Genomic DNA, 22,415 nt, shown 5'->3' with positions numbered 1-22,415 from the left:
CTTTAAAATAACAATATTTTTCGAAGAAAAAAGACAAACTCACTTTTAGAATTGTGAGTTTGTCTTCAGTCTGAGCAGCTGCGTAATTAATGCAGCTGCTTTATTTTCCATATAATTCTTCTTTAATTTGTGTTGTAGATATTCCTTCGGTTCTTTTAAGATAAATCACTTCACAATGGTCTTTTAAAAAGTCAAATTCACCTTCCCAATCATGACCCATAATGAAAGTATCGACGTGGTATTTCTCAACATCAGATATTTTTTGTTCCCAGTCATTTTCAGGAATTACTAAATCAACGTATCTAATAGATTCTAACATCATTTTACGTTGTTCGTAATCATAATAAGATTTCTTGTTTTTTAATTTATTGAATTCATCGGTAGAAAGTGCAACAATTAAGTATTCTCCCATTTCTTTAGCTCTTCTTAATAATTCGATATGACCATAATGTAATAAATCATATGTTCCGTATGTAATGATTCTTTTCAAGTTCATTACCTCCATAAACTATGTATATTTGTTAAATTTATGTTAATATATTATTGAGAATTTGTAAATGTATATTGAATATAATTCAATCAATTGAAAGAGGGACAGTATGAAATCACAGTTAAAAAAGAAAGTAAGTAATTTCAAGAACAACAAAGGTAAGTTTATATATGTAAATTCTAGAAGAAATAAACCAATCAAAAAAAATTCTTATTTCTTTGAAGCTGTTCATGGAGATACGGTTAATGGACATATATTTTATTTGATTAAAGAAGTAGCAAATAGAAGTGCTAACGCAATAATCAATGTATCTTTAAGAGATACTGATAACATTGAAAGTTTTATTCCAATTAATTTATTGAACAGAATAAATTTTGTAAGTCATTTATCTCATGAATACTATGAATGTCTTGCAACTTCTGAATATTTAATAAATGATACAACATTTTATCCATTCTTTAACAAAAGACCAGAACAAAAATATTTTATAGTTTGGCATGGGACACCTTTAAAATATATGGGTAAAGATTTGCCAAACTTAATGAGTATATCTAATGTGCAACGAAATTTTTATATGGCGGATAAAATTTATGTGAATAATAAAAAAACTATGGATATTTTAGCAAGAACGCATCATCTAAATAATGTATATAATGGAAAATTCGTAGTTGGACCATCTCCTAGAAATAGCATACTTTTTGATCTAAATAAAAGAGAAGAAATAAAAGAGAAATTTAATTTACAAGGTAAAAGAGTAATTGTTTACATGCCAACATGGCGCGGTAAAATTGGTAAAGTATCAAAAAATAATGAAATAATGAAAACGATTACTCATTTAGAACAACATCTAGAGGATGATATCGTATTATTTGTAAAGTTACACCCGTTTGATAAAACTATTATTCCAGATGAATTTACTAAAGTTAAGCCATATCCAAACTCTGTAGAGAGTTATGAATTTTTAACTTGTACTGATGCATTAATTACTGATTACTCATCTATTATGTATGATTACTTAAATTTAAAGAAACCTATAATACTGTATACATATGATTTCGAAGAATACTTAGATAATAGAGGCGTTTATGACAATATAAATGAGTATCCTTTTATTAATGTGGATAATATCGACGATCTGACAAAAAATATGAATTCAGTCGATCATTTAGATAGTAAGGTTGATTATTCTAAGATGATTGAAGAGTTTAATAAGTTCGATTATATAGATGGCACGAAAGATATTTTGGAAAATATGATAAACGGAACGGTTAGTGAAAGTATACAAGAACATAATTTACATAACGGAAAAGAAACAGTGCTAATCGTTAGTGGTGGGTTTTGGAATAATGGAATAACTACGGCTTTAATTAATACATTAGAGAACGTTGATACCGATGAAAAAAATTATATTTGTTTTTTTGAAAAAGAAAAAGTAAAAAAAGAGCATTATTTTCGATTATTGAGTTTACCTGAAAATGTCCACTTCTATCCAATCACTGGTGAAATTAACGGAAATTTTACAGATAGATTGCTCTTAAAACAATATTTATGGAATGAAAAATTTTCTCCTAAGAATATTGAAAAACAATTATCGAGAATATATCGTGAAGAGTTTTCGAGATTATTTGGAGATTTAAAAGTTGATTGGTTTATTCACTATACAGGCTTTGAAAGAAAAAGTGCAGAAATGATGAGACATATAGATTGTAAAAAGGCCATCTGGGTTCATACAGATATGTTTGCTGAATTTGAAGCTAAAAGAAATTTTAGTAAAAAAATAATTTTTGGTGCTTATAAAAAAGCCGACAGAATAGTTTTAGTACACAGAAATTTAAAGGAAAATCTCACAAAAAATATTAAAGGAATATCAGATAAGATTGTCACTGTAAATAATTTCCTCGGTGAAAAACGTACTAGAAATCTAGCAGAAGAAAATGTACTAGCTAGTTTAGCCAAAGTAAAGGTTGATTATAGTTTTAATGATAATATTGGATTAAATCTCGTTAATAGTGATGATAAAATTGTTGAGAAAAAAGCACAAAATGTGTATAAAGAGCAAGTTGAACTTACAAAATTTATTGATGATTCTGTATCATTATTTATAAACAAAAATAATTTAAAAAATAAATTGAATGATGATCAGAAAAATAAATTATTATCATCTTTAAATAATTCTGTTTCACAGACATTTAAAAATTTACTCTTAGAAGAAGAGCTTAGTGAAAAGTTCCCAAATTTATTTAAGTCTAATTTCTCGCTTATTCAAGATTATATGAATAATACTGATTCTTATATAGACAATTATTCTGTCGCTCTTTATAACGAATTTAGAGTTTCTAAAACGAAGATGCTAGAAGCGATACTTAATCCAAATATTACTGTCTATATGAATATTGGTAGATATGACTATCAAAAAGGGCATGATAAATTGATAAAGGCATTTGAAGAGACTTATAAGGAGAATAGTAATATATTTTTAATACTTATATGTCCACATGGCCCATTAAAAAGAGAAACAATTGGATGGGTTAGAGAATCAATTGCTAAAGAAAATATTGTTATACTAGGTGGAATAAGTAATCCGTATCCTCTGTTAGGTTTAGTAGACGCTTTCGTATTATCATCTAATTATGAAGGATTAGGATTAGTTGTCTATGAAGCGCTAGCTTTAAATCGTGCTGTTATTACAGTCAATTTAAAAGAAACGATTGAATACTTAGAAGAAGGAAATGCAATTATTGTAGATAATAGTGTCGAAGGTTTAATTAAAGGGTTTGAAACTCATTTGAATAATGATATAACGTTTAAACCATTTAACTTTGAAAAATATAGAATTAAATCGATCAAGGAATTTAATAACGTAATCAATTGAGGAGAATTTAAAATGAAAAAAATTACTAAAGCTATTATCCCAGCTGCTGGGTTGGGAACAAGATTTTTACCAGCAACAAAAGCAATGCCAAAAGAAATGTTACCTATTCTTGATAAACCAACAATTCAATATATTGTTGAAGAAGCTGTGAAAGCTGGTATTACAGATATTATTATTGTTACTGGTAAACATAAAAGAGCGATTGAAGATCATTTTGACAGCCAAAAAGAATTAGAATGGAACTTAGAAAAAAGTGGTAAGACCGAATTATTAGAAAAAGTACAATTTTCTACTAATTTAGCTAATATCTTTTATGTAAGACAAAATGAGCAAAAAGGCTTAGGGCATGCTATTTGGACGGCTCGTCAGTTTATAGGTAATGAGCCTTTTGCTGTTCTATTAGGTGATGATATTGTTGAATCTGATACACCTGCTATAAAGCAATTAATGGATAAATATGATGAAACTGAAAAATCAGTAATTGGTGTGCAAACTGTTCCTAAGGAAGAGACATATCGATATGGAATAGTTGAATCAAGAAATAGTAACGGGCGATTACATGAAGTAGATAGATTTATTGAAAAACCTGCTTTGGGTACGACTGAGTCACAACTTGCAATAATGGGTCGCTATGTTTTATCTCCTGAAATATTTGATTTACTAGAGAATCAAACAGAAGGTGCAGGGGGAGAAATTCAACTAACAGATGCCATAGATAAACTTAATAACGTCGACAAAGTCTATGCGTATGACTTTGATGGAACAAGATATGATGTTGGAGAGAAATTTGGATTTATTCAAACGACTATTGAATTTGCTTTAAAAGACAAAGATTTAGAAGGGAAATTAAGAGAATACTTAAAATCTATTTTGAAATAAATAGTACTTTCTTAAATATGAGATTTTCAAAATAGATGAAAAATAAAACCAGTAGTAAGCGATATTTTATTGCAAACTACTGGTTTTTAATAGGGATTTAAATATTTTTTTGTATTTATTTTTAAAGGTAGGGTGGGCATGAAGAAAATATTATTTATATTAATAGGGCTTTTAATTATTATAACGACGTCATATATTGTTGTTACAGAAAAAAGCAATAAACCGCTAGTTATTGCGCATAGAGGAGCAAGTGGATATGCACCAGAACATACATTTAAAGCATATGATATAGCTGTAGAAAACAAAAATGTCGACTACTTAGAATTAGACTTGCATTTAACAAAAGATAATTACTTAGTTTCAATACACGATGACACTGTTGATCGTACTACAGATGGACATGGTAAAGTTAATGATTTGACAATAAAAGAGATAAAGCAGTTAGAGGCGGGGAGCTGGTTTGATAAAAAATATAAAAATGAAAAAGTACCCACATTAAATGAGGTTTTGGATAGGTACGGTAATAAAACTAAATATTATATAGAAATTAAAGACATAGGTAAGAAGAAATTAATAGATGAGTTTCTTTATCAACTGAAGTTAAATGGATTTCTTTCAGAAGACGCTATAGATGCAGAAAAAGTTATCATTCAAACATTTTCATCAGAAGATTTAAAATATATAAAAGAAAGAAATCATCATATAAAGCTTGTACAACTTGTGAATAAGGGTTTCTTAACAAATTGTACGGATGATGATTTGCAAGAAATAAAAAAATATGCTGATGTAATAGGACCTGACTTTAGAGAATTGACCTATAATAATGTTAAAAAGCTACATGAAAATAATCTTGAAGTACATGCATATACAATAAATAATAAAAGTGATAAAGAGTTCGCTAAAAGTGTTAATGTAGATGGCTATTTCACAAATTTTCCAGATTAATATTATTTAATAACGTTCAATGATGAATATAAAATCAAAAAGAGAAACATTTTTCATGTTTCTCTTTTTGATTCTTTCATTTTCAAGTATTTTATTACCAAATTGAAGTAAAGATTTAAAATAATAACATTTATAAAAAGCTGATATATTTCAAGAAAAATAAAACATCATCTTTAGGAGTAATTTGTACTTTTGATTCTAAAAATGAATATATTTTTATTATATTCCTTAATAAGCGAACTCATTTGTTTGCTCTTCAATTGCTTGTGTTTCAATTGTTTGGGTTTCAATAGTAGGGTATTCATAAGTTTCACTTTCTAAAGGTTGCGCTTCTAAGCCCAAGTTCTCTAGATACGTATTCTGTATGTGATGCTTTTCCTCTAGATTTGGAATAAAGTACCATAGATTGTCGTTAAGAAATTGACCGTAGCCTGTTAATTGAAATCTTTCGACCGTATTTAATGATTCTGAATAATTGCTGATTAAAGTTTTCAGGTCATCGAATGTCACATCTGTTACGACGTTTCCTTCTATCGTTTTTAATAATGAATCAATTTTAGATACAGAACTCATACTAATCAGTTTATCTGCCAGCGCCTGAATCACTAATTGCTGGCGTTCTTGTCTTCCGAAATCTCCGCCTGCGCCTACTTGCTTCCTGCTTCTAATGAAAGATAGTGCTTCTTTCCCATTAAGATGCGTCAGTTCACCTTGTACGAAATCATGACCTTCATAGCTGAAGGTTGCATTACTTACGACGTCGATTCCTCCGACTGTATCGATCATTTCTTCTATGCCATCCATATTGATCGTGGCGTAGTAGTCAATTGGGACATTCATTAATTTTTCCACAGATTCTACTGCCATTTTAGCACCACCATGATTATATGCGCGATTAATTTTTTCGTGTGTATTATGCCCGGCTATTTCACTGTATGTATCTCGCGGTATCGATACCATTACGCTTGTATTTTTCGTTGGATTGATACTTATGATGATAATCGTATCTGAGCGTCCTGCATCTCCTGTAGCGAGTCTTGTTGTATTAGAGTCAACTCCGAACAGTGCGATTGAAATAGCATCATGATCTTTGATTGATACTTGTTCCTTGCGTAGGTCGGACTTTTCTCGGCTGATATTTGTATGGATTACTTTAGCAGTTTTCTCTACCTTTGTGTTTAATGTTTGATAAGCAACTGCTGCAGTTGCAAGTAATCCTATTAAGATGATGATGAGTGTGATTATCCATATTCTTTTCTTCATAAGTCGCTCCTGTCATGTTGGTGATATCTTGTAATATATTAACATAAAATTAAATTCGTTGATATTAAATTTTTTCTTTTACATTATGTTTACAATCAACATATTATATTAAAAAAGTATATAAATGAGCTGTTTATTAACTCAATATTAATAATTTATAATCAGCGTAAAACTACTATGAAGATTTGTTTAATTCTCACTTTTCCGTATTTTCTTAAGCTATACTACCCATGAAGTAGATAAAAAATATTACTTAATTAAATATGAGTTTTCTTGAGAAAAGGATGGATTCATTTGAAACTTACAACAATCGGTCTAGGGTACATCGGATTACCAACATCAATTATGTTTGCGAAACATGGGATTGATGTTGTTGGGGTTGATATTAAACAAGAAGCTGTAGATAAATTAAATAACGGCCAGATTCATATAGAAGAACCTGGGTTACAAGAAGCGTTGGAGGAAGTGCTGGCCAGAGGTAAGTTCAAAGCTTCGACGACACCAGAGCAGGCAGATGCATATATCATTGCGGTACCGACACCAAATAACAGCGATGAACATAAATCATGTGATATCTCGATCGTGATGTCTGGTGTTGAAAGTATCGTCCCATTACTTAAGAAGGGGGATATAGTAATCGTTGAGTCGACGATTGCACCGCGTACCATGGATGACCATGTGAAGCCTTATCTCGAGTCTGAAGGATTTATAATTGGTGAAGATATCTATCTTGTCCATTGTCCGGAACGTGTATTGCCGGGCAAGATCATGCATGAATTAGTATATAACAATCGCATTATCGGCGGAATCACCCCTGCTTGTGTTGAAGCGGGTAAGCGTGTATATGGGACTTTCGTTAAAGGTGAAATGATTGAGACGCAGGCGAAGACCGCTGAGATGTCCAAATTAATGGAGAACACATATCGTGATGTAAATATCGCGCTAGCGAATGAACTCGCTAAAATCTGTAACAATCTAGAGATTAATGTTAATGATGTGATTGAGATGGCAAATAAACATCCTCGAGTTAATTTACATAAACCAGGTCCTGGTGTCGGTGGTCACTGTTTAGCGGTCGATCCATATTTCATTATCGCAGAGGCCCCTGAGCAAGCGCTGTTGATCAAACTTGCACGTGACATCAATGTGTCTATGCCTGAATATGTTGTGCGCCGTACGAAGGACATCTTATCTAGGCTCGGCGGCAACAAAGTCACTGTATTTGGTTTGACATATAAAGGGGATGTGGATGATATTCGTGAATCCCCTGCATTTGATATTTATGAAATGTTAACTGCATCTCAATATGAAGTTGTCGCATATGATCCTCATGTGAAGCAGGAGTTTGTTGAGAAAGATATGGGAACAGCGGTTAAAGACAGCGATTTAGTATTGATATTGAGTGATCATTCCGAATTTAAGCAGCTCACTGATGGTGATTTTGATGGAATGAGAAATAAATATATTCTTGATACTAAGAACGTTGTTAAGACTAAGGATGAATTTAAAGAAGTTAAATACTATAACTTCGGGAATTTATACAATTTATAACTACAACAACAGAATACGTTCGTATTCTGTTTGTTTTTTAATAAGGAGTTTCTATGAAAAGCATATTGCTCATCTCACAAAATTTCTATCCTGAAATCGGATCTGCAGCAAACCGTATGAAAAATATATTCAATCATCTCGTGGATCATGGGTATGATGTCTATATCTTAACGACGCAGCCCTCTTACCCGAACGAGAAGATGTATAAAGATGAAAAATACTGGAATGATGAACGGTTAAATAACGTACCTGATAATAGGGTGATCCGACTAGCGATGCGTCATGAAAAACAAAAGAAAAGTATGTCATCAAGGCTTTATTATTATATTGAATTTATGCTGAAAGTGCATTACTTCGTAAAGCATACGGAAAAATATTTCGATCTCATCTATGTTACAAGTCCTAATATATTTGCACCATGGGGGACATTATTTCTACAGCGTGACATCACTACAAACAAGACGATACTCGAAATTCGAGATTTATGGCCGGACAGTGTGTCTGCCCTCGATAAGATTAATATCGACGTATTTATGCCGATGTTAAGATTGATGGAAAAACGGATGTATAGAAATGCAAAGAAAATTGTAGTGAATAATATGTCGTTCATTCCACACATTCAGAAATATGTAAAAAATAAGGACTTTCTATTCTTGCCGAATGCGATTAACGATGAAGAACTTAACTTTCGACCGAAAAAAGCAACATTCAGCGTCGTATATACTGGAAATCTAGGCTTTGCACAGGATAACAAACAGCTGGAGGAGATCGCTGTAGCACTTAATAAGAATAAAATTCCATTTAATGCGATTGTCTATGGTATACATGCCAATGACTTCAGACGATTTGTAGATGAACAGCAACTCGAATATGTTAACGTGTTTGAAACACTGCCAAAGTCTGAATGTCTTTCATTTACGAGTGAACACCATGTGGCACTCTCCATTCTTAAGCAATCTGAAGTATTTATGAACGTACTTCCCGGCAAGGTGATTGACGCGATATGCATGGAGGTGCCCGTTGTAACCAACTTAGGGGGCTTCACTCAAGCGCTGATACAGGATTATGAAGTGGGTATTAATATTGAATCCGCTTCAACTGAAAAACTGGTGGAAGCCATCTTAACATACAAAGATGATCCGTTCATGCTAAGGCGTCATACAGAGAACACAAAGAAAATTCGTTCTGAAGTTTTTAGATGGGAGACAAATATTCATAAACTAATGGATTTTATCAGTTAAATAAAATGAAGAGGCTGTAATTATGAAAATTATTATCGAATTGTTAGAAGAGCAGATACGCAACTTAAATCTTATTTGGAAGTTATCACGCTATAATCTTAAAAGTGAATATTCGAATCATTATCTTGGGGCATTCTGGAATATACTACAACCTCTTATGCAGGTCGTTATTTATTACATTGTCTTTGGGATGGGGTTAAGAGGGAATGCACATAGCGGAGATATGAATTATTTGCTCCATCTGATTACAGGATTATTTCCATGGATCTTTATTTCCCAGGCAATTAACGCAGGTTCTAATACGATACATGCACAGTTAGGTCTAGTAACTAAGATGAAATTCCCTTCTTCTGTACTATTGTCTATTTCATATGTCATTAACTTTATTAATTTGGTATTTACGACACTGATCATATTTTTAATTTCATACTTTAATCACTTTGTATCGTTTGGTCATTACTTTGAATTTCTGTATTTCATATTTGCATCCTATATGCTGATCTTTGCATTTAATCTTATTATGAGTACATTGGTCATTCTTATCAGAGATACGAAGCAGATGCTACAGAACGTGCTGCGTATGTGTTTCTTTGTCACACCAATATTCTGGGATGTAAATACGGTTTCACCTGTACTAAAGGTAATCACGATGCTCAATCCATTTGCTTATCTCATAGGAATATATCGCAATGCATTCATTGAAGGAGAAGGGATGCTCTATGGGAATATCACAGATCATCTTTATTTCTGGACGTTCACACTTTTATTGCTGTATATAGGCGGACATATTCATTATCGATTCAAGAATCGTTTAGTAGATTATTTATAAATTGAGGTGCAAAATGAAATATTTGTTAATTACAAACGCTTACCCAAGTGAAGATAAGATTTATTCGAATGCATTCATCCATAGAAGAGTAAAAGCATACCAGCAGGCAGGTCTGGATATTGAAGTTGTCGTTATGACGACGAAAGTAAGATTTGATGCTGTCTATGACGGGGTCACTGTAAAGTTTCTCGATGAATTCCAGCTCGCTGATTATGTCAATGGTCATCCATTTCATAAGTTGCTGATTCATTTTATGAATCTGAAGATGTTCCAGGCATTAAAGATGATGCACACAGTACCTCCAGTAATTATATGGATGCATGGGTTTGAAGCCGAACCTTGGTTTTCAAGGTATTACAACTTCTTATCGAGCAAGCAGTCATTTTTAAATGTAATGGAAAGAAAAGATAGTTATTACGAAGAAGTTAAAGAGATGTTTCTTGCATTGATGGATAAGGATCTGTATGATGCGACGTTTATCTATGTCTCAAAAAGCTATAAAGAAAAATATGTCGATCCATATCTCGGGAAGGTACCTGATCAATATCATATTATCCATAACCCGATTAATGAGTCCCTATTTCCGTATCGTCAGAAAAAACCGGAAGATAGATTTAACATTTGCAATATCAGACCTTATACAGCTAAGAACTATGCGAACGATATTACAAGAGATGTCATTATCGGTTTAAGCAAGAAGAAATATTTTGATGAGCTGACTTTCGAACTGTATGGTGACGGACCTTTATTTGATGATATAACGAAACCGCTTCAAAAATTCAGTAATGTCAAATTAAATAAAGCATTTGTGCAACAACATGAGATTCATGAAATTCACGCAAGAAACGGCATCTACCTTGGACCTACTAGACATGATTCGCAAGGTGTATCGCTGTGTGAAGCGATGAGTAGCGGCCTTGTGCCTATCTCCAATGATATCGGTGCGATTAAGGAATTTATTGCAGACAAGGAAACAGGGCTTGTTGCAGATAGGGATGATGTTGCAGGAATGATCGAGCGTATCGATTTTCTGGTGAACCATCCTGATGTGTTTCTGCGTCTCAGCCACAATGCAGCGCAAGCGATAAGGCGACTGACTGGAGAAGAAATAATAACGAAAAAAGAACTTGAGGTGATTGAACGATGACAAATGAAGTGAACTGGGAAGCGGCATATAATGATTTAAAGTCTCAGATTGAATTTATGATGGAAGATACGAGACAGTTACTGGTAGATAATCCTGTCAAACTAAAGATCAATAAGATTGTCGTAGATAAAGATGAGACGTTCTCTTCATTAATTGTCGACGCTTCTGGTGATACGATGATGTATGCATGCTATCTCTATCATCAAAGGTCAAAGAAAGAGCTGGTCAAGACAAAGTATCAATATAGCAACACGTTCGTATTTCAACTACCGAAAGGGAAGTACTTTGCACGTCTCTTCGTAAAAAATCGCATGACGGGTCAGAAAGAAATCGATACGATTTCATTTACTGTGTAAGGGGGATATTATGACTTACGAACTGATTACGCGCTATCCTAAACAAACGGCAACACTCAAATTAAGTGCAGGAATTGATGCAAGTATATTGAAGCATATCACTCAGCAAGTAGATGATATCGATATATTACTGTCTGAAAGTCTTCCTGTTGAAGAAGGTACAAGAGACCTCGGAGATTTAGTGCATGCAACTCATGCTAAGAGATTAACGTTGCGCATTCCAGTCTCTTTGTTTGATACATGTAAAGACAGTATCAAAATTAAATATGAATTAACAGAGATAGGTAATAATGCTGATCATGTGTTCATTACATATAATTTAAAAAATAGAACGTTATCATCTATCAATAGCAGCAACATGATCAAGTGGTATCAAATTCAGCAGTATGAAAATATGGAAGCGTATATAGAGGGAACGGTGAACCGCACGATATATAAAGAGATGAAACAGTACCGAAGTCAACTTGGATGGGCAAATGCTAAGATTGAACGCTATGAGTCAAAGGTTCAGGCAGGTATTCGTGAAGATGAAGCGGCAAAATATAATGAGTTAATGAATAAGTATAAAGAAACTTTAAAACGATTAAATAATCTGCGTAATTCAAGACTCGGTAAATTACAGATTAAATATTGGGATTTAAAAGGATAGGTGAAGAGATTGAACTATCAGCATGATGCAAAGCTAAGATATGATGATCTGATACGTGTACGAAAGAAAATCGGTACGATAATGGAAGGGCTGACGATCATTACTGAAGCACTGGACTATGATCACATACAATCACACTTATCCTATATTGTTATCCCTCAGGATAAGGCGGTATATGATGAACTTATTCGCAATCATCAATACGACAATGTATTGGTACTATCACCTGCGAAACAACTTGATATTAAAGAAGTTCTGAAATATGTACGAACTTCACATCTAACGTTTGTGAAAGATATTAAAGATCTTATATGTTCTGATGAACCTGTACATTTCAGGTCGAATCATATCTATATTGCGCAACGCGTTATGAATAGCGAGTTGAACCATGTACTGAAAGATGAAGAGACAAAAGAAGATGAAGAGATAGCGCCTGCACAGATCGATACGGAAAAGCAAACGTCTAAAGTAGTTCATCCTAATGTCGTAAAGATTCATGTCGATATTGAATCTCTAAACGACTATGAACTACAGGACGGTGCTGTAGAATACCCTATGAATCATCTGCTTACTAAGCTCTATGAGTTTTACGGGATTATCATACCTAAACAATTTCTAGAGACCCATCGTTTGAAAGCGTCAATTACCGATAACCGTTTCGAAGCTATCACGGAAATGATATGTCATCATGCGTTTGTGATTACACCGCTTGCTGACATTCAGTATGTTGCTGAAGTGCGCAACCTTCTACTCAATAAAGACCTAGAGACGATGCCTTCTTTAAATTATCTTAACGAAGTGGCACTGTATCGTAATACTACGAGTGTCAATTCATTTATTCAGCATGTGGCGGATATCTTGTTACTCAGAATTGGTAATAAGATTGATAAAGGTGAAACAAAGCTTGAGATAGAACTGGATAAACTGAAAGCATTTAAAACGATCAACCTTGAAATTCTGAATAAAGGGCGTGCAGAGGAGCTGGTCATCGCTTACTGCTTCCCGCCATACAATGATACTTCTGGCAATGTCATGGCAAAGCGTATCTATATGGAAGGGAATAAAGTAGATATTATCTCAAATAATATGGATAGGATCCGTAAGAAAGATTACTCATTGGAAGGCATTGCAAAAGGGCTGATCGATACAAAGTTTATCGTTGATGCCAAACAGGCATTCAGCAGCTATGAAAGTATCGAAACGTTTACTCATCTAGGCATGGAGATATTCAGCACATTCAAAGATAAATATAATAAACTATATAGCCGTGCAATGTTCCCGGCGTCCCATTTCCTGGCGTATGAGATTAAACTGAGTAAACCTGAGATATACTGGCGCGCAGAATTCTCTGATCCATTATTAACAGATGTAAAATCTGAGAAAAGATTTTCACCGATTAAGTCTAATGAATATATTGAACATTTAAGAGAGACGCTACCTGAAGCCTATCAGTCTCTAGTCGATGATAATGTATTTAATGTATGTGAAATCTTACCACTCGCCTATGCAGATGAACTTATATTCACGAATAAATTACAGCTAGAATACATTATCAAACGCTTTGACAGTGATATACAGGAATCGATTCGTAAGCGTGCAATCATTTCTGCACATCCGACGTTGCCACAGTCATTCTATCATATGGAGCAGGCGAACTATGAATATGATGAGGCACAGCTCAACTTTGCATACTTCGGTAATTTCTATGATACACGCGGATTCAGAGAAATCGAGTTAATGTGTAAATACTTGATTTTAGATGGAATTACAAACTTCAAGGTTAATGTCTTCACAAATATAAATGCGAAGACGAATGGATTCTATAACAACAGCGATTTTAAAGATTATATTAGATTGAATCCCTATTTAGATTACTTTGAGTTCTTAAATTTAACTGAACAGATGGATATTCTGATGATTTATGATGCGCATACAAAAGGGATCAAAGAAGTTAATCCATATTTGCCATCTAAGCTTAGTGATTATCTCGGAAGCTCGGCTTACACACTGGCATTTATCGAAGAAGACAGTATATTATCTGAACAAGTGAATGAAAAGCTGTACAAAGTAGATATGAACCATTTTTCTGCATACGGAGCAACTGTTCGTGAAATAAACAAACACCTTAATAAAGCGTTAACATTGAAAGAGGAGGTGTCTTATGGAGGCAGTGAAAGTAAAGGTCAATAACGTATCTAAAGCATATCCGGTCAATCAGAGTAAAAGTCAGAAAATACTGGATATCCTTAAGTTCTGGCAGCATAAGACGCATGACGATGTGTATTATGCGCTGAAAGATATCAGCTTCGAAGTGAATGCTGGGGACAGTGTTGGACTTGTTGGATTAAATGGTGCCGGTAAATCAACGCTCTCAAACCTCTTGGGAGAAGTCATCTCACCTACTGCAGGGACGATTGAAATAAACGGCCGAAGCTCACTGATCGCTATATCTGCAGGATTAAATAATGAATTATCAGGGGAAGAGAATATCCGTATGAAATGTCTGATGCATGGTCTGACTGAAGAACAGATTAATGACCGTTTTAATGATATCATCGACTTCTCTGAACTCGGAGACTTCATTAAGAAGCCGATTAAGACGTATTCCAGCGGGATGAAATCACGCCTTGGTTTTGCGATTGCTGTCCATACGGATCCAGACGTACTCATTGTGGATGAGGCGCTGTCTGTAGGGGATGACACATTCTCTAATAAATGTATCGAACGTATGAAAGAGTTTCAAGAAGAAGGGAAGACCATCTTCTTTGTCAGTCATTCTATCGGTCAGATCCAGAAGATGTGCAATAAAGCGATATGGATTCATTACGGCAAAATTGAAGCGCAAGGAGACTGTATTCCGACGGTCGGTTTATATGGCAGGTTTATTAGAAAATACAATCAGTTTGATAAAGAACAGCAGCTTGCATACAAAGAAGCACAGCTTCAAAATCAGATAGGCTCGATCAATGAAATAGAAGTAAATAAAGAAAATATATCTAAAAATACATTATTCGGTCTGATCGGTGTTACAGCATTATTTATATTCAGTATGCTGTCTCAATTAAATGTCATACCACTATCACATTATCTAAATATGTTAAAAGGGATGTTTTAACCGTGAAAAAGGTGACCATGTTTGTCTGGAACAACTTTACTAATGACGCAAGGGTGACAAGAGAAGCGAAGACACTTCAGTCACATTATGATGTCACTGTCATCGCTAAACGTGAAAATAATGAACGTCATATCCCGCTTAAACAAAATTATAAGGAAGGATATAATGCTGTACGTAAACATAAGACAGAACTACCGAACTTTATAGCAGATCGCATTTATAATAACAAATTAAAGACCATACTTTTAAAGCACATGCCGAATGCCTTCTTGATGATGAAGATGATCCAGGAAGGCTACAGGCAAGATGCAGATATTTATCACAGCCATGATCTGAATACGTTAATTCAAGGGGTTGCCTGTGCAAAATTGAGAACAGATAAACGTATACTAATATTTGATGCTCATGAAGTGAACACTAGCCGTACAAACTATAAGGCAGGTCTAGTCGGGACAATAGAAAAGTTTCTTATTCGATTTACGGATCGTACAATAGTAGAGAATGAGACACGTGCGACCTATCATGAGTTACTCTATGGATATCGACCGATGTCGCTCTATAACTACTCGGAGTACTATGATATAGACGAAGTTGAAGCAATAGACCTTCCTCTTAAGTATGATAAGACCTTTATTTATCAAGGCGGGCTACAGGAAGGACGTGGTTTAGAACGACTGCTTCGTGCGTTCTGGCAGGCGGATATCCCTGCAAATCTACTGATGGTGGGGGACGGAAAGATTCGTCCTCAGCTTGAAACATTAACACGCTCGCTCAACTTACAGGACAAGGTGACCTTTACCGGTCGTGTTCCTTATGAGTCGTTACGTTCGTATACAAAGATTGCATATGCAGGATTTCAGATTCTGGAAAATGTGAACTTTAATCATTATTCTGCATCGAGCAACAAACTGTATGAGTATATGATGGCCCATATTCCTGTGATCGCCACAGATCTTCCTGAAATAAAAAGGGTGGTGGAAAAAGAAGGGATAGGGCTTATCATAAAGCATGATTCAGAAGAAGAACTTACAGCAGCTATTCGTAAGATGTTTGAAGATGAAGCGATGAGAGACCAGATGAAAGCGCAGATGAAGATCAGTAAAGAGCAGTATAACTGGGAGAAGGAAAAGCAGAAGCTGCTGAATCTATATCAAGATCTTGAGGTGGACTGATGACAGAACAAGAGAAGAAGATACTTGTGGAGAGTTTAAATAATGAAAGATATGCCTTAAACCAGCTTAAATATAAGGACATGGAAATCGCACTGCTAAAGAAGAAGCTCAGTCTATATGAACATAGATGGCATAAACTAATGAATCTCCTACCTGTGAAAGTATTACGCAGTGCGATGCGCTATGTAAAGGGGCTGAAGTAAATGCGTATAAGAAAGAGAATTCAGGAGATCGACGCGCTGCTATCAAGAATTGAACAAAATGCACCTCTATCTATTGAAGATGCAGTAGAAGAAAGCGTCCAGCCAATAAAGCATAAAGGCATATCCGTCATCGTTCCCTTATATAAGAGCCGAAAGTATTTGCACCAATTAGTAAAGAATATTAATACCTTCAAAACAACGACGTTTGAAGTGATCTTTGTGTTGAATGGAGATGAAGACTCTGTTGAGGAAGACAAAGAGACCTTGAATTCACTTACAAAAGAATTCAAGTATCACATCATTGAATCAGGTCATGGCGCATCGATCGCCCGCAATAAAGGAATTGAAATTGCTCAATATTCTCATACGCTGTTCCTGGATGCAGATGATATACTTCATCCACACACATTATTTGAGCTAAGTAAGCATCTCGATTTCTCAAATATTTCTGTATTTCATCTCTATAATGTTCATAATGAAGAGATTGAACAGGATAATATAATAGAAAAAGAAAAGAACCAGCTCAAAGGACAACTGACATCTGACTATATGAAACTGACTAAAATATTATCCATGAACGGCGCGAAGCTGATTCCGACACATTATTTAAAGACCATAAGGTTTGATGAAACACTGACATCAGGAGAAGATGTCGTACTGATGACGTACATCATAGCGCGTTTCAGACCAATCATCAATGTCATTGACAGTACAGTATGTGTCTATTATAGACATATGACCGAGCACTCGGTAAGCAGGCAGTCGATGAGCTATGCATTTAACGTTACAGATAGAATCAGTGTTATACAGGCACTCGCACAGTTACTCGATACGGAAGACGATATATCAATAAGGCAGTTCATCATGAATCGCATGGATGCTCAGGCAGGATTTATCAATAGATATCTGCACCATGATGTGACAGCTTATCAGCAGGTAATCAAGGATTTACAGCGCATACATGCTGAATACCTTCCGTATCAAACTGTAAACAAAGGACTCGCACAGACACTATACGTCGGATATTGCTTTGCACCGTATAATGATACAAGCGGTGTTATCCTCGGAAAACGTATCGCCGAACGCAAAGTACCTGCTGATGTGATCTCCAATAATATGAGCGATGTGAGAACAACAGATTACACATTAAACGAACTATCAGACCCATATATCGCGAAACATTATGGCATTAACAGTAAATCCTCATTCAGTAACTATCAGCTGATGAATGTATTCGTGCAGCAAGGCGCTAAGAAGCTAAGAAACAATACATATAAAGAAATCTATTCCAGAGTACTCTGGCCTGCGAGTCATCTATTAGCATGGAAACTAAAGACAAATAATACAAGATGGATTGCTGAGTTCTCTGACCCTGTACTATATGATATTAAGAATAAAGAGCGACACAGTAAAGTGCCCTTTACCTATGTCAATAAAATAAAAAGACAGGCACCAGAAGAATATCATCCATACATCGATGATAACCTGTACAATATTGTAGAACTGCTCCCCTTTATATTTGCAGATGAAATCGTATTTACAAATAATAAACAGAGAACACAGATGATAAAGAGATTTACAGAAGACATACAGCAGGCAATTATCAAGAAATCAGTCATCATTCCACATCCAACACTGGATGCACAGTACTATGAGAAACAACGTGCACTGATCACAGTCGATAAAGCAGCATTCAATATCGGTTATTTCGGTAATTTCTATGAAACGCGTGGCCTTAAAGAAATTCAGGAACTGATAGATTATCCAGAACTTATTGAAGCACTTAATCCATCGAATTTACTATTAGCATTTCACATCTTTACGAGCAATCCTATCAGTGTCAGACAGATGGTCAGTCTCTATGAAATGCCCCAGGTGCATGTACATGAAACATTGCCATACTTTGAATTTCTAAATGCGACGAAGCAATTCGATGCACTTATCGTTATGGATGCACACACGAAGAGAATTAAAGAAGAGAATCCATATTTGCCGAGTAAGTTAAGTGATTATAAGGGAAGCGGCGTTCCTGTAATTGCATACTGTGAAGAGGGAAGTCCGATGGATGAGATGGAATCGATTCAAGGGATTAAGATTAGAATTAAAGGAGATGATGTGTAATGCGTCATCTTTTTTTGTAAATATCAATAATTTTGTTGTAAATATTTACGACAAATTGTAAATCATTGTATAAAAAAGACTCGTATCGGTCGTGGTCAGATGGAAGTGCTTAATGATCGTGTAGCGAAGAAACGTGAAATCTTTGACCGCTATGTTGAGGGTCTTAAAGGAATCGACGGAATTTCTTTCATGGAAGAACTAGAAGATAGCTTTAGTAACAGATGGTTATCTACGATGATTGTTGATAGTGAGAAAGTCGGCAAAACATCTGTTGAAATTATTGAACATTTAGCCGGATTTAATATTGAAGCACGTCCAGTGTGGAAACCAATGCACTTACAGCCATTATTTGAAGGTAAAGAATTTATTCAGGATGAGCATCAGGACGTTTCGAAATTCTTATTTGAGAATGGAATATGCTTGCCATCAGATACGAAGATGACTGAAGCAATTCAAGATGCCGTAATTGATATGATTAAGACTTTTATAAATAGCTAATATTATGTCACCCCTCGATATATATCAGGGGTGATTTTTTTGCATTTTCTGATGAAGCTGATGATTTCATTCTTCGTCATGCTGCTAATATTCTTTGTATTATAAAAGGACTTTGGATAATCCAAAGTCCTTTTATAACGCGATTCTTCTAAACAATATATCCTGCAGCGTATACTTATCGAGTACTGATAGATACGCGTTCAATGCTTCACCGAGTACACCTTGCAGCCCACATATCCCTGCAATCGGGCATGTGTTTGTCTCACGATCAAAACATTCGACTAAGTTGAAATGTTCCTCGGTCTTTCTTATTAAAGCACCGATATTAATTTCTTCAGGTGCCATCTTGATGCGTATGCCGCCACCGCGTCCGCGCGTCGTTTCAATATAACCGAGCGTAGCGAGGTTATTCACAACCTTCGTCAGGTGATTCTTAGAAATCCCGTAAAAATTTGCAATTTCATCTATTTGAACACGGTGCTCCTGACGTGCGATATACATCAGGACACGTAATGAGTAATCTGAGTAAAGTGTTAGTTTCATGGTCATCTCTCCTTCTCCATATTATAGCATTAGAACGTGAATTTTTTGTTTTTATATTATATAAATGATTGTAATTTGTGTGGATGAGGTGTATATTAAAGGTGTATTTATAATGTATCTTTAAAGAGGGGGAGTTAATGTGTTAACAGAAGAAACTAAGAATATCGTCAAGGCGACGATTCCGGTACTGGAGGAGCATGGTACGGAGATTACTTCAGCATTCTATCAGCATATGTTTGAAGCGCATCCTGAGTTACTCAATGTCTTCAATAAGACGAACCAGAAGTTAGGGCGTCAGCAGACAGCATTAGCACAGACAGTTATCGCTGCTGCTAAGCATATTGATCATCTGGAGGCGATTGTTCCGAATGTCAACCAAATCGCGCATAAGCATAGAGCGCTAGAGATTAAACCGGAGCATTATCCGATTGTGGGTGAGAACTTGATCTGGGCGATTCAGCATGTACTAGGTGATGCGGCAACACCTGAGATTGTGGCGGCCTGGACAGAGACCTATGGAGTGATTGCTGATGTATTTATTCAGATGGAGGCAGCACTGTATGATGAAGCGGACTGGCAAGGATTTGTACCGTTCAAGGTTGTAGCGGTTAAGGAGGAGTGTCCTGAAATTAAGTCATTCACGGTGCAGAGTGATGCGGTTCAATTGAAACCTGTGAAAGCGGGTCAGTATATTACAGTGAAGGTGCATCCTGAAGATGAAACAAATGATGCATTACGTCATTATTCAATCTGTTCTGTTGATACATCTCGTGGACTTAAGTTTGCGGTTAAGCGTGACGTTGCAGGTGAAGAGAGAGGGATGGTCTCTAACTATCTACATGATCATGTGAAAGTAGGAGATGAGATTCTGTTATCTGCGCCGGCGGGTGAGTTCCTAGTTGAGACTGATAATAAGGACCTCGTGTTTATAAGTGGGGGCGTAGGTATGACGCCACTCATGAGTATGTTAGAGGATGAGGTGGATAAACGCAGTATTAAATTTATTCATTCAGCTTATAACCGTGATGCTGTTCCATTTAAAGATGAGATTACGAAGTTCCATAATAATAGTAACGTAGAGTTCTTCTTTAACTATTCGGAAAGTGAAGGTCGCTTAACGAAAGAGAAGTTATCTAAAATTATGAACGGTAACGAAGAAATCTATATGTGTGGTTCTGTAGGATTTATGGAAGGCATGCTTGAGATCTTCAGTGATATGGGCATCGATCGAAGCCGCGTACACTTCGAGCCATTTGGTCCGAAGATGAGTATTACAGTATAGTATCTGGTTAATAGAGTTATTAAAGCACAGCGCTAGCTGTGCTTTTTTTATTATGATATTTTAATTTCTGCATGAATTTCATGCAGTTTTTTAATATTTTAATGTGCTTTTTTTATTTTTTGCCTTATTTAAGGTTATTTCGATGTGCATTTTTTGAAAAATAGGTTTTTGACAGATTTGGTGGTTACGGGTATGTTTTTTGTGAGGTGACATATGATAGCGAAACTTCATGAAACGAATGATAAATTATTGCTGCTTCACGAGTTATATGGTCGATTAGATTTATCTAAATCAGATTATGATTTATTGAGGCGTTATTTGTCTGGACTTGAAGGTGAACGCAAATTTCTGGATGTTATGGGTGAAATTGATGGTGTTGTGGTCCTCTGGGATATTTATCTGGAGGATTATAGTGCGCAGTTTGATTTTTTAGTGTTAGCTGGACAGTATGTGTTCCATTTTGACGTTAAGCATTATAGTGGGGTTTATGCGTATAGGGATGGGTTGTTTAAAAGTGCGAATGGTCGTGTGAATAAGCGTTTGATGATGCAGCTTACTGCTAGTGAAGCAGGGCTAAAGCAGTTTTTACTGAAGCACGGCTTTCATTACAAAGTGACAAGTCGTGTTGTATTTATGAACGAATCGTTTCAATTGATCGGGGATACAGATAAATATATTTTGTTTTATTATGATCTTGGGCGTGTCGTGGACTATTTAAAGGGGAACGCTGGCATCTGTGAAGATATGATGAGGCTGAGTGAGACGCTGATCGCCTATCACGGGGATGACTCCAAGTTTTATAATACTGATGATTATGATATAGATGATATAAAGCCAGGTATACGATGTCCGGAGTGTCGTCGTGTTGGCATGATTCGAGATGTTAAGGGTCATAAGTATCAATGTCGATGCGGGCATAGGGTGAGTAATCGTGAAGCGGTCGATATCGTGTACCGTATGTTAGAGCTGTTTCGCGTGGATAAGATTCGTAAATGTGATCTGAATCGTCATCTAGAAATGCCAGACAGAACTTTAAAGCGAATATTGAAACAGTATTACTATAAGAATGGAACTGGGAGAGGAACGTATTATACGAAAGATAGCGTTCGGGACAATCAATTTTTAGATGATTTGGTGGATAACTATTTTGAATCGTAGATGTATGAATAAAAATGGCCTGGTAAATGGCCCGGTAAAAGTGTTATCGGACCATTTATCGGGCCATTTCGGTATTTTTGTAAAATATTGGCCCGATAAGT

At 35.3% G+C, this 22,415-nt stretch carries 20 protein-coding genes; 17 read left to right on the top strand and 3 right to left on the bottom strand.

The genetic code is table 11. The annotated features are described in order from the left end of the window. Positions 1-100: 100 nt before the first annotated feature. Positions 101-490 carry a glycerol-3-phosphate cytidylyltransferase gene (gene tagD / locus ACZ2V4_RS09630; RefSeq protein WP_101044191.1) on the bottom strand — a complete coding sequence of 130 codons (390 nt, stop codon included), beginning with the start codon at positions 488-490 and terminating at the stop codon, positions 101-103. Between the two features lie 109 nt (positions 491-599). Here tagD and ACZ2V4_RS09625 point away from each other — a divergent pair, with 109 nt between their 5' ends. The 3 genes from ACZ2V4_RS09625 to ACZ2V4_RS09615 all read left to right on the top strand — a co-directional run bounded on the left by ACZ2V4_RS09625 (position 600) and on the right by ACZ2V4_RS09615 (position 5,186). Further along, positions 600-3,362 (top strand): CDP-glycerol glycerophosphotransferase family protein, encoded by a 2,763-nt coding sequence (locus tag ACZ2V4_RS09625; RefSeq protein ID WP_283721718.1) that lies wholly within the window; start codon positions 600-602, stop codon positions 3,360-3,362. Between the two features lie 12 nt (positions 3,363-3,374). Next, positions 3,375-4,241, top strand: a complete 867-nt coding sequence (gene galU / locus ACZ2V4_RS09620; RefSeq protein ID WP_283721717.1) for a UTP--glucose-1-phosphate uridylyltransferase GalU — start codon at positions 3,375-3,377, stop codon at positions 4,239-4,241. Between the two features lie 138 nt (positions 4,242-4,379). Further along, positions 4,380-5,186 carry a glycerophosphodiester phosphodiesterase family protein gene (locus tag ACZ2V4_RS09615; RefSeq protein WP_490514791.1) on the top strand — a complete coding sequence of 269 codons (807 nt, stop codon included), beginning with the start codon at positions 4,380-4,382 and terminating at the stop codon, positions 5,184-5,186. Positions 5,187-5,414: 228 nt separating this feature from the next. On the opposite strand, the gene ACZ2V4_RS09610 is transcribed toward ACZ2V4_RS09615, so the two are convergent. Beyond that, complete coding sequence (locus ACZ2V4_RS09610; RefSeq protein ID WP_283721715.1) at positions 5,415-6,449, bottom strand: LCP family glycopolymer transferase; 1,035 nt, start codon at positions 6,447-6,449, stop codon at positions 5,415-5,417. 294 nt (positions 6,450-6,743) lie between these two features. Between ACZ2V4_RS09610 and ACZ2V4_RS09605 the strand changes: the two genes are divergently transcribed. From ACZ2V4_RS09605 to ACZ2V4_RS09550, 12 genes are read left to right on the top strand one after another with little or no spacing between them, the layout of a single operon-like run. Beyond that, positions 6,744-8,000 carry a nucleotide sugar dehydrogenase gene (locus ACZ2V4_RS09605; RefSeq protein WP_490514790.1) on the top strand — a complete coding sequence of 419 codons (1,257 nt, stop codon included), beginning with the start codon at positions 6,744-6,746 and terminating at the stop codon, positions 7,998-8,000. 53 nt (positions 8,001-8,053) lie between these two features. Next, positions 8,054-9,241 carry a glycosyltransferase family 4 protein gene (locus ACZ2V4_RS09600; protein ID WP_419895470.1) on the top strand — a complete coding sequence of 396 codons (1,188 nt, stop codon included), beginning with the start codon at positions 8,054-8,056 and terminating at the stop codon, positions 9,239-9,241. Between the two features lie 22 nt (positions 9,242-9,263). Then, entirely contained in the window at positions 9,264-10,070 is an 807-nt protein-coding gene (locus ACZ2V4_RS09595) for an ABC transporter permease (protein ID WP_283721712.1), read from the top strand. Between the two features lie 13 nt (positions 10,071-10,083). Further along, entirely contained in the window at positions 10,084-11,217 is a 1,134-nt protein-coding gene (locus tag ACZ2V4_RS09590) for a glycosyltransferase family 4 protein (RefSeq protein WP_490514789.1), read from the top strand. Further along, positions 11,214-11,573, top strand: coding sequence for a hypothetical protein (locus ACZ2V4_RS09585; RefSeq protein WP_101041764.1), 360 nt, complete (start codon positions 11,214-11,216; stop codon positions 11,571-11,573). The genes ACZ2V4_RS09590 and ACZ2V4_RS09585 overlap by 4 nt, the downstream gene beginning before the upstream one ends. Positions 11,574-11,583: 10 nt before the next feature. Then, positions 11,584-12,222, top strand: a complete 639-nt coding sequence (locus ACZ2V4_RS09580; RefSeq protein ID WP_490514788.1) for a hypothetical protein — start codon at positions 11,584-11,586, stop codon at positions 12,220-12,222. A 9-nt stretch (positions 12,223-12,231) separates the two neighbouring features. Next, positions 12,232-14,412 (top strand): hypothetical protein, encoded by a 2,181-nt coding sequence (locus tag ACZ2V4_RS09575; protein ID WP_490514787.1) that lies wholly within the window; start codon positions 12,232-12,234, stop codon positions 14,410-14,412. Continuing rightward, positions 14,384-15,337, top strand: a complete 954-nt coding sequence (locus tag ACZ2V4_RS09570; protein WP_490514786.1) for an ABC transporter ATP-binding protein — start codon at positions 14,384-14,386, stop codon at positions 15,335-15,337. The genes ACZ2V4_RS09575 and ACZ2V4_RS09570 overlap by 29 nt, the downstream gene beginning before the upstream one ends. Before the next feature lie 2 nt (positions 15,338-15,339). After that, positions 15,340-16,509 carry a glycosyltransferase gene (locus tag ACZ2V4_RS09565; RefSeq protein ID WP_490514785.1) on the top strand — a complete coding sequence of 390 codons (1,170 nt, stop codon included), beginning with the start codon at positions 15,340-15,342 and terminating at the stop codon, positions 16,507-16,509. Further along, positions 16,509-16,712 carry a hypothetical protein gene (locus ACZ2V4_RS09560; RefSeq protein WP_101152469.1) on the top strand — a complete coding sequence of 68 codons (204 nt, stop codon included), beginning with the start codon at positions 16,509-16,511 and terminating at the stop codon, positions 16,710-16,712. The genes ACZ2V4_RS09565 and ACZ2V4_RS09560 overlap by 1 nt, the downstream gene beginning before the upstream one ends. Further along, positions 16,713-18,833 (top strand): glycosyltransferase, encoded by a 2,121-nt coding sequence (locus tag ACZ2V4_RS09555; RefSeq protein ID WP_490514784.1) that lies wholly within the window; start codon positions 16,713-16,715, stop codon positions 18,831-18,833. A 54-nt stretch (positions 18,834-18,887) separates the two neighbouring features. Further along, complete coding sequence (locus ACZ2V4_RS09550; RefSeq protein ID WP_331463389.1) at positions 18,888-19,331, top strand: DegT/DnrJ/EryC1/StrS family aminotransferase; 444 nt, start codon at positions 18,888-18,890, stop codon at positions 19,329-19,331. 132 nt (positions 19,332-19,463) lie between these two features. Here ACZ2V4_RS09550 and ACZ2V4_RS09545 read toward each other — a convergent pair whose 3' ends face one another. Beyond that, complete coding sequence (locus ACZ2V4_RS09545; protein ID WP_120786447.1) at positions 19,464-19,874, bottom strand: RrF2 family transcriptional regulator; 411 nt, start codon at positions 19,872-19,874, stop codon at positions 19,464-19,466. Positions 19,875-20,013: 139 nt separating this feature from the next. Here ACZ2V4_RS09545 and ACZ2V4_RS09540 point away from each other — a divergent pair, with 139 nt between their 5' ends. Both ACZ2V4_RS09540 and ACZ2V4_RS09535 read left to right on the top strand, forming a co-directional pair. Further along, positions 20,014-21,156: a globin domain-containing protein gene (locus ACZ2V4_RS09540; RefSeq protein ID WP_490514783.1), complete on the top strand. Its 1,143-nt coding sequence runs from the start codon at positions 20,014-20,016 to the stop codon at positions 21,154-21,156. 213 nt (positions 21,157-21,369) lie between these two features. After that, on the top strand, positions 21,370-22,314 hold the full coding sequence (locus tag ACZ2V4_RS09535) for a nuclease-related domain-containing protein (protein WP_490514782.1): 945 nt from the start codon (positions 21,370-21,372) through the stop codon (positions 22,312-22,314). The last annotated feature ends 101 nt before the right edge of the window (positions 22,315-22,415 follow it).

Source organism: Macrococcus sp. CoH-51_TC_04 (genome assembly GCF_058188655.1).
The sequence above is the reverse complement of the archived record's forward strand: the minus strand, read 5'-3'. Positions and strand labels throughout refer to the sequence as shown.

Excerpts from the sequence above, each read along its gene's own strand:
- ACZ2V4_RS09625 (WP_283721718.1), top strand. The coding sequence starts at position 600 with ATGAAATCACAGTTAAAAAAGAAAGTAAGTAATTTCAAGAACAACAAA.
- galU (WP_283721717.1), top strand. The coding sequence starts at position 3,375 with ATGAAAAAAATTACTAAAGCTATTATCCCAGCTGCTGGGTTGGGAACA.
- ACZ2V4_RS09615 (WP_490514791.1), top strand. The coding sequence starts at position 4,380 with ATGAAGAAAATATTATTTATATTAATAGGGCTTTTAATTATTATAACG.
- ACZ2V4_RS09610 (WP_283721715.1), bottom strand. The coding sequence starts at position 6,449 with ATGAAGAAAAGAATATGGATAATCACACTCATCATCATCTTAATAGGA.
- ACZ2V4_RS09600 (WP_419895470.1), top strand. The coding sequence starts at position 8,054 with ATGAAAAGCATATTGCTCATCTCACAAAATTTCTATCCTGAAATCGGA.
- ACZ2V4_RS09595 (WP_283721712.1), top strand. The coding sequence starts at position 9,264 with ATGAAAATTATTATCGAATTGTTAGAAGAGCAGATACGCAACTTAAAT.
- ACZ2V4_RS09590 (WP_490514789.1), top strand. The coding sequence starts at position 10,084 with ATGAAATATTTGTTAATTACAAACGCTTACCCAAGTGAAGATAAGATT.
- ACZ2V4_RS09585 (WP_101041764.1), top strand. The coding sequence starts at position 11,214 with ATGACAAATGAAGTGAACTGGGAAGCGGCATATAATGATTTAAAGTCT.
- ACZ2V4_RS09580 (WP_490514788.1), top strand. The coding sequence starts at position 11,584 with ATGACTTACGAACTGATTACGCGCTATCCTAAACAAACGGCAACACTC.
- ACZ2V4_RS09570 (WP_490514786.1), top strand. The coding sequence starts at position 14,384 with ATGGAGGCAGTGAAAGTAAAGGTCAATAACGTATCTAAAGCATATCCG.
- ACZ2V4_RS09560 (WP_101152469.1), top strand. The coding sequence starts at position 16,509 with ATGACAGAACAAGAGAAGAAGATACTTGTGGAGAGTTTAAATAATGAA.
- ACZ2V4_RS09555 (WP_490514784.1), top strand. The coding sequence starts at position 16,713 with ATGCGTATAAGAAAGAGAATTCAGGAGATCGACGCGCTGCTATCAAGA.
- ACZ2V4_RS09545 (WP_120786447.1), bottom strand. The coding sequence starts at position 19,874 with ATGAAACTAACACTTTACTCAGATTACTCATTACGTGTCCTGATGTAT.
- ACZ2V4_RS09535 (WP_490514782.1), top strand. The coding sequence starts at position 21,370 with ATGATAGCGAAACTTCATGAAACGAATGATAAATTATTGCTGCTTCAC.